At 71.0% G+C, this 12634-nt stretch carries 15 protein-coding genes; 5 read left to right on the forward strand and 10 right to left on the reverse strand.

Annotated elements, in window-relative coordinates; all coding sequences use genetic code 11:
• Window positions 1-123: 123 nt before the first annotated feature.
• Window positions 124-423 (reverse strand): iron-sulfur cluster biosynthesis protein, encoded by a 300-nt coding sequence (locus AB0K15_RS46715; RefSeq protein WP_364067426.1) that lies wholly within the window; start codon window positions 421-423, stop codon window positions 124-126.
• A gap of 301 nt (window positions 424-724) precedes the next feature.
• On the opposite strand from AB0K15_RS46715, the gene AB0K15_RS46720 reads away from it, so the two are divergent.
• The 4 genes from AB0K15_RS46720 to shbA all read left to right on the forward strand — a co-directional run bounded on the left by AB0K15_RS46720 (window position 725) and on the right by shbA (window position 2835).
• Window positions 725-1213 (forward strand): GtrA family protein, encoded by a 489-nt coding sequence (locus AB0K15_RS46720; protein WP_364067431.1) that lies wholly within the window; start codon window positions 725-727, stop codon window positions 1211-1213.
• 56 nt (window positions 1214-1269) lie between these two features.
• On the forward strand, window positions 1270-1608 hold the full coding sequence (locus tag AB0K15_RS46725) for a DUF202 domain-containing protein (RefSeq protein ID WP_364067491.1): 339 nt from the start codon (window positions 1270-1272) through the stop codon (window positions 1606-1608).
• Window positions 1605-1910 (forward strand): DUF202 domain-containing protein, encoded by a 306-nt coding sequence (locus tag AB0K15_RS46730; RefSeq protein ID WP_364067435.1) that lies wholly within the window; start codon window positions 1605-1607, stop codon window positions 1908-1910. Before AB0K15_RS46725 ends, AB0K15_RS46730 begins: the two co-directional genes overlap by 4 nt.
• Window positions 1911-2163: 253 nt before the next feature.
• Complete coding sequence (gene shbA / locus AB0K15_RS46735) at window positions 2164-2835, forward strand: RNA polymerase sigma factor ShbA (protein ID WP_364067439.1); 672 nt, start codon at window positions 2164-2166, stop codon at window positions 2833-2835.
• A gap of 4 nt (window positions 2836-2839) precedes the next feature.
• Here the strand turns inward: shbA and AB0K15_RS46740 are convergent, their stop codons facing one another.
• From AB0K15_RS46740 to AB0K15_RS46750, 3 genes are read right to left on the reverse strand one after another with little or no spacing between them, the layout of a single operon-like run.
• A complete protein-coding gene (locus AB0K15_RS46740) occupies window positions 2840-3670 on the reverse strand; it encodes an amidohydrolase family protein (protein WP_364067444.1) in 831 nt (276 codons plus the stop codon).
• Entirely contained in the window at window positions 3667-4647 is a 981-nt protein-coding gene (locus AB0K15_RS46745; RefSeq protein ID WP_364067448.1) for an aldo/keto reductase, read from the reverse strand. Before AB0K15_RS46745 ends, AB0K15_RS46740 begins: the two co-directional genes overlap by 4 nt.
• Window positions 4644-4982: an L-rhamnose mutarotase gene (locus AB0K15_RS46750; protein WP_364067454.1), complete on the reverse strand. Its 339-nt coding sequence runs from the start codon at window positions 4980-4982 to the stop codon at window positions 4644-4646. Before AB0K15_RS46750 ends, AB0K15_RS46745 begins: the two co-directional genes overlap by 4 nt.
• Window positions 4983-5062: 80 nt before the next feature.
• Here AB0K15_RS46750 and AB0K15_RS46755 point away from each other — a divergent pair, with 80 nt between their 5' ends.
• Window positions 5063-5794, forward strand: coding sequence for a FadR/GntR family transcriptional regulator (locus AB0K15_RS46755; RefSeq protein WP_364067456.1), 732 nt, complete (start codon window positions 5063-5065; stop codon window positions 5792-5794).
• A 104-nt stretch (window positions 5795-5898) separates the two neighbouring features.
• Here the strand turns inward: AB0K15_RS46755 and AB0K15_RS46760 are convergent, their stop codons facing one another.
• From AB0K15_RS46760 to AB0K15_RS46785, 6 genes are read right to left on the reverse strand one after another with little or no spacing between them, the layout of a single operon-like run.
• The gene (locus AB0K15_RS46760) at window positions 5899-6915 is read right to left on the reverse strand and encodes an ABC transporter permease (RefSeq protein ID WP_364067458.1); all 1017 of its coding nucleotides are present in this window, start codon (window positions 6913-6915) and stop codon (window positions 5899-5901) included.
• Window positions 6908-8431 (reverse strand): sugar ABC transporter ATP-binding protein, encoded by a 1524-nt coding sequence (locus AB0K15_RS46765; protein WP_364067460.1) that lies wholly within the window; start codon window positions 8429-8431, stop codon window positions 6908-6910. The genes AB0K15_RS46760 and AB0K15_RS46765 overlap by 8 nt, the downstream gene beginning before the upstream one ends.
• Window positions 8428-9462: a sugar ABC transporter substrate-binding protein gene (locus AB0K15_RS46770; protein WP_364067493.1), complete on the reverse strand. Its 1035-nt coding sequence runs from the start codon at window positions 9460-9462 to the stop codon at window positions 8428-8430. Before AB0K15_RS46770 ends, AB0K15_RS46765 begins: the two co-directional genes overlap by 4 nt.
• Window positions 9463-9505: 43 nt before the next feature.
• Window positions 9506-10264, reverse strand: a complete 759-nt coding sequence (locus tag AB0K15_RS46775; RefSeq protein ID WP_364067462.1) for an SDR family oxidoreductase — start codon at window positions 10262-10264, stop codon at window positions 9506-9508.
• Window positions 10261-11562, reverse strand: a complete 1302-nt coding sequence (locus tag AB0K15_RS46780; RefSeq protein WP_364067464.1) for an enolase C-terminal domain-like protein — start codon at window positions 11560-11562, stop codon at window positions 10261-10263. Before AB0K15_RS46780 ends, AB0K15_RS46775 begins: the two co-directional genes overlap by 4 nt.
• Window position 11563: 1 nt before the next feature.
• Complete coding sequence (locus AB0K15_RS46785) at window positions 11564-12424, reverse strand: fumarylacetoacetate hydrolase family protein (protein WP_364067466.1); 861 nt, start codon at window positions 12422-12424, stop codon at window positions 11564-11566.
• Window positions 12425-12634: the final 210 nt, after the last annotated feature.

The raw sequence follows: 12634 nt of genomic DNA on the forward strand, positions 1-12634 counted from the left end.
TTCCGGATTGTGCGGTGCGATCGGCCCCCGGCCGATCCGACCGCACAATCCGGAAGCCGGCTCAAAGGCGATCTCGCCTGCCCCGGCGGAGCCGGGGCCAAAGACACAGCCTGGGCCGAAGATTCAGTCGGTCTTCTGCGGCAGCACCGCGAACGCCACGTCGCCGGTTTCGTCCTGCTGGACGTCGAGGACCTTGTCGTCCAGGAGGGCGGCGGCCTGGGGTTCGAGGAAGACCTTCGCGCCGGCGTCGGTGCCCACTACGCGGTCGCCGTCCTGGGGGGATGGGGCGACGGAGAGCGCGAGCTGAGCGCCCTCACCCTCCTGCACGCTCTGGAGGGCGAACCGCAGCCCGCTCTCCTCGGCGCCCTGTTGAGCCGTCAGCGCGGAGATCGCCTCGGCTGCGGCTTCGGTCACGGTCAGCATCTTCGGCCTTCCCTTCGTCGCGGTCGGATGCGATGGGTTTTCACGCTAGGGGCGCCCGTTCGGCAGCGCAGCGTGAGCGGCGCACCTGCCGAGCAGCCGTGGGACCGGTCACAAACACGTTTGAAACCCGGGCGTTCTGCCCATGCGCGGGCGCGGGTGCGCGCGGACACCCGAGAACACGGAATAGCCGGGGCGCGGGAGCGGCTGAACCGGAAGAGCGGAGTCCCTGTCAGCGGGATCACAAGTGTTCATCGGCTTCATCAGGTTCACAAGTTTGTGAAGCAGAGGTAGCGTCACGATCATGACCACCACCAGGTGGACGCCCCGGCCGCCGCTTTTTCACCGGGACCCGCAGCGTCACCACGAGGACCACGAGCTCGGCGGACACGCCGCCTGGTACCTCGTCGCCGGCGGCGTCACCACGGGCCTGCAGGCCGTGCTCTTCCTGGTCCTGCGCCCCGAGCTCGGCTCGCAGTGGGCGAACCTGGTGGCCATCGCGCTGACCACGGTCGGTAACACCGAATTCCACCGTCGTGTCACGTTCGCCGGGCGCGCGAGCAAGGCCGGCCAGCGCCACCTGCAGGACTTCCTCACCTTCGTCTTCTACGCCGGATACGGCTCGATCGTCCTGGCCACCCTCGACGCGGTGGTCAGCCACCCGACGGCGTGGGAAGAGACGGCCAGCCTGCTGGCGGCCAGCTTCCTCGGTGGGGTCGTGCGGTTCGTCGTGCTGCGGTGGTGGGTCTTCGCCCACGCCAAGCCCGAAGCATCCGCCGCGGACCACGACTAACGTCGGAAATCGTGTCGGAAGAGAAGCTCGACCCGCCGCAGGACGAACCTCCCAGCATCGGCCCCCACAGCGGGGGCACCGAACCGGACTACCGGTTCACCCTCGCCAACGAGCGGACGTTCCTCGCGTGGCTGCGCACGGCCCTGGGCCTGCTCGCCGGCGGCGTCGCGGTCCACCAGCTGGTGCCCAGGCCCGTCGCGGTGAGCTCGGTGCTCGCCGGGCTGTGCGTGGTGCTCGCGGCGATCCTCGCGGGCGGCGCCTACCCGCGCTGGCGGCGCGTGCAGATCGCGATGCGCGCCGGGCAGCCGCTGGCTCGCAGCTCGATGATCCTCGTGCTCACCGCGGGCGTGTTCCTGCTGATGGCGGCCGCCGTGGTGCTGGTGATCACGTCGTGAGCCGCCCCTTCGCGAACGGCGCGCAGCCCGAACGCACCGGCCTCGCGTGGCGCCGGACCGCGCTGTCGGCCGCGGCGTGCGCGGTGCTGCTGCTGGGTGCCTCGGTGCGCACCGAAGGCGCGTGGGACATCGTTCCGGCGGTGTTCGCGACCCTCACCGCACTGGCGCTCGCGGGGATCGGCCGACACCGGGAGCGATCACTCCGCACCGACCCCGAACCGGCCGCACTGAAACCCGTTCTACCCGCGGTGGTGGCCACCCTCTGTTGCGCTACGGCAGTGTCACTCTTGGTGACGTACTGAGTGGACAGTCCGCACATCCTGCGAGCAGCGAATCGTACTGTGCGTTGACTGGTCTCGTTTTTATCAAGACCACTGCTGCTAACGGGGTATTCGTAGTTGAAATCTGGACTGTCGGCCCGCGAGCCGCATAGGGTTACGGAGCGTCGCAACGGGAGCGGCAACTACCTGATCATCCGGAGTAGCTGCGACCGCAACATCACAGAGTGTTGACCCCAAGACCAGCGACGGTCGCAGGGTCGCCGGGGAGACGACCATGACAGCACCGTCGAAGACGTCCCGCACCGAAGCAGCCGCCGACGAAGCCGACGTCCCAGGCTACGTCACGCCCGAGACGCTGCCGCGGCCCGCGGGACGGCTGACGAAAGAAGATCTCGACCCGCTCGTGATCGCCGCCGGCCGGGGAGACCAGCGCGCGATCACGGAGCTGCTCCACGTGCTGCGACCCGTGGTGGCCCGCTACTGCCGAGCGCGCATGGGCGGGCGCGACCTGTCCTACCTCTCGGCCGACGACGTGGCCCAGGACGTGAGCATGGCCGTCCTCAAGGCCCTGCCCGACTACCAGGACCGCGGCGGCTCGTTCCTCTACCTCGTGCACGCCATCGCGGCGAACAAGGTCGCCGACGCCTACCGCGCCGTCGCGCGGGACCGGTCCGAGCCGGTGCCCGAGCTGCCGGAGCGGCCGCTGTCCGGAGGCGGCAACGAGCCCGAGTCGTATGCGCTGCGGCTCGACCTCGGCTCCCGCCTGCAGGAGATGCTCACGCGCCTCGCGCCGCTGCAGCAGGAGATCCTGACCCTGCGCATCATCGTGGGCCTCAGCGCCAACGAAACCGCCGAGACGCTCGGGATCTCCGCCGGCAACGTCCGCGTCACCCAGCACCGCGCGCTCACCAAGCTGCGCGACATGGTCCAGGGCGAAGACTTCTGACGCGTCAACCGAGCCCGTACACGCGCTTTGCCGTGTACTCGAAGACGTCGAGCCGTTCCGGGTCCGTCAGCGGGCCCGTGAGGGACATGGCCGCGTCGAGCACGACCTCGTAGGCCGCCGCCAGCTCGCACACCGGCCAGTCGGTGCCGAACAGCACGCGGTCGGCACCGAACGACGTGAAGACGTGGTCGGCGTAGCGGCGCAGGTGCCCGATCTGCCACTGCTGCCAGTCGGCCTCCGTGACGAGCCCGGAAAGCTTGCACGCCACGTTGTCACGCGCACCGAGCGACGCGATCCCGTCGGCCCACGGCTGCCACTCCCCCGCCGCGATGGCCGGCTTCGCCGCGTGGTCGAGCACGAGCCGCAGCTCCGGCAGCTGCTCGGCCACCTTCCGCGCCGCCGCGACCTGCGCGGGCGCCACCAGCAGGTCGTACACCAGCCCCGCCGCCCCGACGGCCGCCAAGCCGCGCAGCACATCCGGGCGCAGCAGCCACTCGGGGTCCGGCTCGCTCTCGACCTGGTGCCGGATGCCCACCAGCGGGCCCAGCTCCTTCAGCCGCGCCAGCCGGTCGGCGACGTCGGGCGCCGTCAGGTCCACCCAGCCCACCACGCCGGCGATCACCGGCTCGGCCGCCGCGGTGGCCAGGAACTCCTCCGTCTCGGCTTGCTCGGAGATCGTCTGCACCAGCACGGTGGCGTGCACGCCCGCCGCGTGCGTCACCGTGCGCAGATCGTCCACAGTGTACGGACGGCGGATCGGGTCCATCGCCGCGCCGGCGAGCCACGGGTAGTCGCGGCGGGTCGGGTCCCACAAGTGGTGGTGGGCGTCGATCACTGCGGTCCTCCAGAGGTCACGGGCCGACCGACGGCGTCCGCGCGCAGCAGACCCGCGTCGACGAGGTCGGTCCACAGTACGGCGGGCACGACCTTGGCCGCGCGGCGCGCGTTCACCGCCACCTGCCCGGCGTCGTGCGCGCCGACGACCACCGACACCACGGCCGGGTGCGAAGCCGGCAGCGCGAGCGCGGCCTCCGGCAGCTCGACGCCGTGGCGCGCGCAGATCTCCGCGATCCGCCGCGCCTTCTCCACGAGGTCCGCCGGTGCGGCCGCGTAGTCGTAGATCGCGCCCGGTTCCGCGGTGGCGAGGATGCCGGCGTTGAACACGCCACCCGCGACCACACCGACGCCGCGTTCCAGGCACAGCGGCAGCAGGTCGTCGAGCGCCGGCTGGTTGAGCAGCGTGTAGCGCCCGGCCATGAGCACGTGGTCGAGGTCGAAGCGGCGGACGAACTCGGTCAGCATCGGCGTCTGGTTCATCCCGGCCCCGATCGCGCCGACGACACCCTGCTCGCGCAGCTCCAGCAAGGCCGGGAACGCACCGCTCACGGCCTCGGCGAAGTGGTCGTCCGGGTCGTGCACGTACACGATGTCGACGCGGTCGAGTCCGAGCCGGTCAAGACTGGATTCCAGCGACCGCAGCACGCCGTCGCGGCTGAAGTCCCAGCGCCGCCGGTAGGTGGCCGGCACGTCGAAGCCCTGGTCGTCGCGCTCGCCCGGCGCCGCGGCGCGGGGTTCGAGCACCCGGCCGACCTTGGTGGACAGCACGTACTCGTCGCGCGGGTACGCGGCGAGCGCCGCGCCGAGGCGTCGTTCGGAGAGCCCGAGCCCGTAGTGCGGAGCGGTGTCGAAGTAGCGGATGCCCTCGTCCCACGCGCACCGCACGGTCGCGGCCGCCGTGTCGTCGTCGATCGCCTGGTAGAGGTTGCCGAGCTGCGCGCCACCGAGCCCGAGCGGGGAGAGCTTCACGTTCACTCCTTCACCGGAAGTTCCCAGACGAGCCCGAGGGTCGTCGAAGTTTCGGACTGGTCGTAGTCCGTGTCGAGCAGCCGGTTGATGCGGATCTGCCACTCGATGTCGGCGGGATCGTCGGCGAGCGCGGCCTTCATCGCGTCGAAGTCGTCGACCTCCACGAAGTGGAACAGGTCGAGCCCGCTGCGCCAGATCCGCCACGTGCGCACGCCCGCGCGGCGCAGCGCGGTGTCGAGCTCAGGAGGGATCACGGCGTGAACGGATTCGTACGTGGCCTCCTGACCTGGTTTGAGCCGAGTGCGCAGAGCAACACTTTGAGGGGCCGAGCCGTGGGTCATGTCTCCTCCTGACCAGTTACGTGGCACTCTGTCCTCAGAACACCGAAACATCCGAGGTCTCTTGAGGGAGGGCGGTCTCGATGCCCGTCACCGATGTCGCGATCGACAAGATCAAGGACATGATCATCTCGGGGGAGCTCGCGCCGGGCGACCGGCTGCCCAAGGAAGCCGAGCTCGCCCAGCGGCTGGGGCTTTCGCGCAGTTCCCTGCGCGAGGCCGTGAAGGCGTTGTGCCTGATCAGGGTGCTCGACGTGCGCCAGGGCGACGGCACGTACGTGACCAGTCTCGAGCCGAACCTGCTGCTCGACGCCATGACGTTCGTGGTCGACTTCCACCGCGACGACACCGTGCTCGACTTCCTCGCCGTGCGCCGGATCCTCGAGCCGGCCGCCACGGCGCTGGCCGCGCTGCACATGAGCGAGGACGACATCACCGAGCTCGGCGCGCTGCTCGACGAGCTGGCCGACGCGCCGACGGTGGAGGCGCTCGTGGCCAACGACCTGCAGTTCCACCGCAAGATCGCCGACGGCTCGGGCAACCCCGTGCTCTGCTCGCTGCTCGACAGCCTCTCCGGCCCCACGGCGCGGGCGCGGATCTGGCGCGGCCTCACGCAGGAGGGCGCGGTCGCCCGCACGCGTGAGCAGCACACCGCCATCTACGAGGCCATCGCCGCCCGCGAGCCGGAACTGGCCCGGTCGTGGGCGACCGTGCACGTCGCGGGGGTCGAACAGTGGCTGCGCAGCACGCTCACGCAGACCGGCACGGACGCCGACAGCCCGGCCGACGACAGCCCCCAAGCCGCCGCTTCCTGAGCGGCGCCGTGCCTCCGTGAAGGGCCCCGCCAGGGACTCCGAATCCCGGAAGGGGCCCTTCACGAATCGGCGAGAAGGTCGGATGATCACGGCCCAGGCGCCGATCAGGTCTGCGGCTTTCCGCCGGCGTAGCGGCTGATGATCAAGGCGATCAGGATGATGCCGCCGTAGATCGCCTTCAGCCATTCCGCCGGGACCTGCGCGATGCGCAGCAGGCTGTCCACCGACTGCAGGAGCAGCACGCCGGTCAGTGCTCCGACGAGCGTGCCCTTGCCGCCGTCGAGCGAGACACCACCGATCACCGCCGCGGCGAAGACCTGCAGGATCAGGCCGTCACCCTGGTCGGCGCCGAGCGCGCCGACGTAACCGGTGTAGGCCAGGCCGCCGATCGCGGCCAGCACACCCGCGACGATGAACACCGCCCACGAGATCCGGTCCACCCGGATGCCCGCCGCGCGCGCCGCCTCGCGGTTGCCGCCGATCGCGTAGAGCGAGCGCCCGACGCGGTGGTAGCGCAGGCCGAGCCCGAAGACCAGGAACAGCACGGCCGCGAGCCACACCGACATCGGCAGCCCGGCGAACGTCGTGGTCGCCAGCGCCGTGAACGCGTCGAGCTGGTCGAACAGCGTCTTGCCGTTGGTGGAGCCGATCTGCGTGCCGCGCAGCACCGTGAGCATCGCCAGGGTGACGATGAACGCGTTGAGCTTGAGCTTCACGATCAGGAAGCCGTTCACCAACCCGATCAGCGCGCCCACCACCGGGATCGCGAGCAGGCCCAGCGCGGCCGGCCAGCCCGTGCCGAAACCCGACGACGTCGCCGGGATCACCAGCATGGCGCCGATCGCGGGCGCGATGCCCATCGTCGATTCCAGCGACAGGTCGAACTTCCCGGTCAGCAGCACCAGCGACTCGCCCAGCACCACCAGCGACAGCGCGGCGGCGGCCGAGAGGATGCTGATCACGTTGTCGAACGTGAAGAACGAGTCGCTGATCAGCCCGCCGATCACGAACACGACCACGAGCGCCGGCAGCAGCGCCAGCTCGCGCAGCCACAGCGACTTCCGCCGTTTCGGGGGCGCCGCGGGCAGCGCCGTCTGCGGATCGCTCATCAGCTCAGTCATGGAGCCCGACTCCTTCGATGTCGGCCACGAGGTCTCCGTCGGACCAGCCGGCCTGGTGTTCGGCGACGACGGCCCCGGCGCGCAGAACCAGCACCCGGTCGGCCAGGCGCAGGTCGTCGAGCTCGTCGCTCACGATCAGCACCGCCTTGCCTTCGGCCCGCACCCGGTCGACGACCGCGAGCAGGGCCTCCTTCGACTTCACGTCCACCCCCGCGGTGGGGTTGATCAGCACGACCACGCGCGGGTCGCTTTCCAGCGCGCGGGCCAGCACGACCTTCTGCTGGTTGCCGCCTGACAGGTCGGCCACGGGCTGGTCCGGCCCGGCCGCCACGATGTCGTACGCGGCCAGCGCGCGGGCCCCGCGGTCGTGCCGCGCCCTGGGCGACGCGAAGCCGGCCGGGCCCATGCGGTCGAGCACGGACAGCGTGGCGTTGTCCATGATCGAGTGCTCCAGCACGAGGCCCTCGTGGTGGCGGTCGCGCGGCACGCAGCCGATGCCGGCGTGCACCGCGGCCGGGATGTCGCCGGGCGGCAGCGGTTTCCCGTCCACCGCCACGGTTCCCGCCGAAGGCGAGCGCAGCCCGTACACGGTCTCGGCCACCTGGTGCTTGCCGCTCGCGTTGCTGCCGGCCAGCCCCACGACCTCGCCGCGGCGCACCCGCAGCGACACGTCGTGGAAGCCGTCGCCGGACAGCGCGTCGACGGTGAGCACCTCGGAGGCGTCGACCGCCAGCGGGTCACGGCTCGCCGCGTCGCGCACGGACAGCCCGCCCTGCTCGCCGGTCATGGCGTCGACCAGCTGCGGCCGGCTGACGTCGGAGACCGGTGCGGTGAGCACGTGCTTCGCGTCGCGCAGCACCGTCACGGCCTGGCACACCTCGTACACCTCGTGCAGGTGGTGGGAGATGAACAGGAACGTCACGCCGCTGCGCTGCATCTGGCGCATGCGCTCGAAGAGCCGCTCGATGGCCTGGCTGTCGAGCTGCGCCGTCGGCTCGTCGAGCACGATGAACCGCGCGCCGTAGCTGAGCGCGCGGGCGATCTCCACGAACTGGCGATCCTCCACCGAAAGCTCACCGGCGGGCGTGTCCACGTCCACGTGGACGTCCCACGAGTCGAGCAGCTCCCGCGCCTGCCGGCGCAGCTTGCGCCAGCCGATGGCGAAACCGCCGCGTGCCTGCCGGTTGAGGAAGAGGTTCTCGGCCACCGTCAGCTGGGGCACCACCATGGCGTGCTGGTACACGCACGCCACGTGGGCCTTCCAGTCGTCCTGTTTGGACAGCGGTGGCGCGGGCACCCCGCCGAACTCGACGCTGCCGGTGTCCGGAAGGGACAGCCCGGTGAGGATCGACACGAGCGTGGACTTGCCCGCCCCGTTGCGGCCGACCAGCGCGTGCGACTCGCCGGCGTGCACGGTGAGGCTCACATCGTGCAGGGCCACGGTGGGCCCGTAGCGCTTGCCGACGCCGTGGGCGGTCACCACCGGCGCGGCCGTCTCGGGGGCGGGCGCGCTCACAGGTTGTTACCCCACAGCGCCTTGTCGTCCACGTTGTCCTTCGTCACGACCGGGGCCGGCAGCTGGTCCTCGAGGATGCCGGGGCTGATCTCGACGACCGTGGAACCGTGGTCGGTCGGGCCGGGCTGGAACTTCTCCCCCGCCATGGCCTTCTTGAGCCAGTACATGCCGTACTTGGCGTACGCGTCGGCCGGCTGCGACACGGTGGCGTCGAGCTCGCCCGCCCGGATCGCCGCGAGCTCCTGCGGGATGCCGTCGTTGCTCACGAGCACCACGTGGCGCGGGTCGCTCGTCGGGAAGAACAGGTTCTTGCGCTTGAGCGCCTGCTCGGTCGGCGCGAGGTACACGCCGCCGGCCTGCATGTAGACGCCCTTGATGTCGGGGTTCGCGGTGAGCAGGCTGTCGAGGCCGGAGGACGCCTTGTCGGCCTTCCACTCCGCCGCGATCTCCAGCACCTTGATGTCCGGGTACTTCTGCTTCATGCAGTCGCGGAACGCGGCCGAGCGGTCGCGGCCGTTCACGGAGGCGAGGTCACCCATCACCTGCACGACCTTGCCGCTCTTCACCCGCTTGCCGATCTCTTCGCACGCCTTGGTGCCGTAGGCCTTGTTGTCGGCGCGCACGACCATGGCGACCTTGCCGCTCTCGGGCGCGACGTCGACCGCGACCACCGGCACGCCCTTGTTCTCGGCCTGCTTCAGCCCGGCGACCACCGCGGCGGAGTCGATCGGCGTTACGACCAGGCCCTTGACGCCCTGGTTGAGCAGCGTGCCGATGTCGGTGATCAGCTTGGCCGGGTCGTTGTCGGCGTTCACCGTCGGCAACGCGTCGAGGCCGGTTTCCTTGGCCATCTGCGGCACGTAGTTGTTGTAGGCCTGCCAGAACGGCGAGGTCAGCAGCGGCAGCGTGGCCCCGACCTTCCCCCCGGTGTCGCCACCGCCACCCGCCGAGGCGGCCGGTTTGTCCTTCGTGGACCCGCACGCGGTCAGGACCAAACCACACGCGGCCGCCGCGGCGGCGAGCCGGATCACCTTCGTAGGCACCGCATCCTCCTTGATGACATGCAAACGGGCACTAGTTCTGCACAGGTCCCCGCGGGCGCAGGCCGTGCATGCCGCCGTCGACCGCGAGCGCGGTGCCGGTGGTCGACGCGGACAGCGGGCTGGCGAGGTAGGTGATGGCGCTCGCGACCTCGTCGGCGGTCACGAGCCGGCCCATCGGCTGGCGTGCGGCCAGGGCCGCGCGTTCGGCGGCCGGGTCGGCGGCCGCGTCGAGCAGGCGCCCGACCCACGGCGTGTCCGCGGTGCCGGGGCACACGCAGTTCACGCGGATGCGGTCGGGCAGGTGGTCGGTGGCCATCGCGAGCGTCAGCGACAGCACCGCGCCCTTCGTCGCGGAGTACAGCGCCCGCTGCGGCAGGCCCGCCCACGCGGCGATGGAGCAGGTGTTGACCACGGCCGCCGAAGGCGAGGCCTTCAGGTGCGGCAGCGCGGCGCGCGTGACCCGGACCATGCCGACCACGTTCACGTCGTACACGCGGTGCCACTCGTCGTCGCTGTTGTCCGCCACGTCGCCGGCCGCGCCGATGCCGGCGTTGTTGACCAGCACGTCGATCCGCCCGAAGCGCTCGACGACGGCGTCGATCGCGGCCCTGACCTCGGCGTCGGCCGTGACGTCGCACCGGAAGCCGGCCAGCGGCTCGGGCACGTCGTCGGTCTTGAGGTCCAGCACGGCCACCCGTGCGCCGCGCTCGGCGAGCAGCCTGGCCGTGGCCAGGCCGATCCCCGAAGCGCCGCCGGTGACCACGGCGACCAGGCCGTCGAACTCGCTCACTGGGCGTCCTCCGTCCACTCTGGACCGTCCGGGAAACGGAACCGGCGCAGCGTTGCGTCGTGCATCCGCGCGGAGAACCCGGGTGCGGTCGGGGCCAGGTACCGGCCGTCGCGCACGACGGCCGGGTCGGTGAAGTGCTCGTGCAGGTGGTCGACCCACTCGATGGTGCGGTCGGTGTCCTCGCCGGAGACGGCCACGAAGTCGAACATCGACAGGTGCCGCACCAGCTCGCACAGCCCGACGCCGCCGGCGTGCGGGCACACCGGGACACCGAACTTGGCCGCCAGCAACAGGATCGCGAGGTTCTCGTTCACCCCGCCGACGCGGGCGGCGTCGAGCTGCAGCACGTCGATCGCGCCGGCCTGCAGCAGCTGCTTGAACACCACGCGGTTCTGCACGTGCTCGCCGGTCGCGACCTTGATCGGCGCCAGGGCCTTGGCGATGGCCGCGTGGCCCAGGATGTCGTCGGGCGAGGTCGGTTCTTCGATCCAGTACGGGTCGAACGGCGCGAGCTCGGTCATCCAGGACACGGCCGTGGCCACGTCCCAGCGCTGGTTGGCGTCCACGGCGATGCGGATGTCCGCCCCCACCGTCTCGCGGGCCAGCTTCATGCGGCGCACGTCGTCGGAGAGGTTGCCGCCGACCTTCAGTTTGATCATCTCGAAGCCGTCGGCCACGGCCTGCTCGGCCAGGCGCACCAGCTTCGCGTCGGAGTAGCCGAGCCAGCCCGGCGACGTGCTGTAGGCGCGGTAGCCCCCGGCCTCGAGCTTCGCGATGCGCTGCGCGCGGCCGGGCTCGGCGGCGCGGAGGATGTCGAGCGCCTCCTGCTCGGTCAGCGCGTCGGACAGGTAGCGGAAGTCCACGAGCGACACCAGCTCTTCGGGTGTCATCCGGGCCGCGAACTTCCACAGCGGCAGGTCGGCCCGGCGCGCGGCGAGGTCCCACGCGGCGTTCACGACCGCGCCGATCGCCATGTGCGCCACGCCCTTTTCCGGACCCAGCCAGCGGAACTGCGAGTCACCCACCAGGTCGCGCGACAACTCGCCGAGCGCCTTGGCGTCCTCCGGCACCTCGCGGCCGACGACGTGCGGCGCGAGCGCGCGGATCGCGGCGGCCTGCACGTCGTTGCCGCGGCCGATGGTGAAGGCGAGCCCGTAGCCGTCGGGGCCGAGATCGGTGTGGAGCTCGACGTAGGCGGCCGAGTAGTCGGGGTCGGGGTTCATGGCGTCCGAGCCGTCGAGCTCCCGCGAGGTCGGGAACCGGACGTCGAGCACCTCCATGCCGATGATCTTCGCCATGTCAGGCCTGCCTCAGCGTCTGGCGCTGGCGGCCGAGGCCGTCGATCTCCAGCTCGACGACGTCGCCCGCGCGCAGGTACGGCTTCGGCTCCGGCTGCCCGAGCGCGACGCCTTCCGGGGTGCCGGTGTTGATCAGGTCGCCGGGGCGCAGCACCATGAACTGGCTCAGGTAGTGGATGATCTCCGCGACGGTGAAGACCATGTCCCTGGTCGAGGAGTCCTGCACCTTCTTGCCGTTGACCCACGTGCGCAGCCCGAGGTCCTGCGGGTCGGACACCTCGTCGGCGGTCACGAGCGCCGGGCCGAGCGGGTTGAACGTCTCGCAGTTCTTGCCCTTGTCCCACTGGCCGCCGCGGTGCAGCTGGAACTCGCGCTCGGAGACGTCGTTGGACACGACGTAGCCGGCCACGTGCTGGAGGGCATCCTCGACGCTGCCGAGGTAGCGGGCCTGCTTGCCGATCACGACGCCCAGCTCGACCTCCCAGTCGGTGCTGGTCGAGCGGCGCGGGATGAGCACGTCGTCGTCCGGTCCGACGATCACGTCGGGGGCCTTCATGAACAGCACGGGTTCCGTCGGCACGGCGGCGCCCGTTTCCTCGGCGTGCCGGCGGTAGTTCATGCCGATGCAGAGGACCTTGCCGGGCGAGCCCAGCGGCGGGCCGACGCGCAGGCTCGCGGTTTCCGGGCCGGCGGCGGGCAGCTCGCCGGCTTCGAGCGCGGCGGCGACGCGGGCGATGCCGTCGGCCGCGAGGAACGCGCCGTCGACGTCGGACGTGAGGCCGGAGAGGTCGTACAGGGTGCCGTCACCGGCACGCACGAACGGTCGCTCTTCTCCCGCGGCTCCGAGACGCACAAGCTGCACGGACGTTCCCCTCTCACCACAGCCACATCAAGACATCCGATGTATAGCGCATGCGCGCCGCAGGATCCAGAGCCCGGGGGATTTGTTGCCAAAATTGATCGGATCACCGTGGTGGGCGCCTCGCGGTGCACCGGTGCCGATCGTGCCCCGGCCCGGCCACGGGCGCACGCCGGAGCGGGCGCGCTTTCGTCGGATCTTTCCGCGCGGGAG

The sequence above is a fragment of the Amycolatopsis sp. NPDC049253 genome (assembly GCF_040678995.1).
Taxonomy (GTDB): Bacteria; Actinomycetota; Actinomycetes; order Mycobacteriales; family Pseudonocardiaceae; genus Amycolatopsis.

Excerpts from the sequence above, each read along its gene's own strand:
- AB0K15_RS46715 (WP_364067426.1), bottom strand. The coding sequence starts at position 423 with ATGCTGACCGTGACCGAAGCCGCAGCCGAGGCGATCTCCGCGCTGACG.
- AB0K15_RS46720 (WP_364067431.1), top strand. The coding sequence starts at position 725 with ATGACCACCACCAGGTGGACGCCCCGGCCGCCGCTTTTTCACCGGGAC.
- shbA (WP_364067439.1), top strand. The coding sequence starts at position 2,164 with ATGACAGCACCGTCGAAGACGTCCCGCACCGAAGCAGCCGCCGACGAA.
- AB0K15_RS46750 (WP_364067454.1), bottom strand. The coding sequence starts at position 4,982 with ATGACCCACGGCTCGGCCCCTCAAAGTGTTGCTCTGCGCACTCGGCTC.
- AB0K15_RS46755 (WP_364067456.1), top strand. The coding sequence starts at position 5,063 with ATGCCCGTCACCGATGTCGCGATCGACAAGATCAAGGACATGATCATC.
- AB0K15_RS46760 (WP_364067458.1), bottom strand. The coding sequence starts at position 6,915 with ATGACTGAGCTGATGAGCGATCCGCAGACGGCGCTGCCCGCGGCGCCC.
- AB0K15_RS46780 (WP_364067464.1), bottom strand. The coding sequence starts at position 11,562 with ATGGCGAAGATCATCGGCATGGAGGTGCTCGACGTCCGGTTCCCGACC.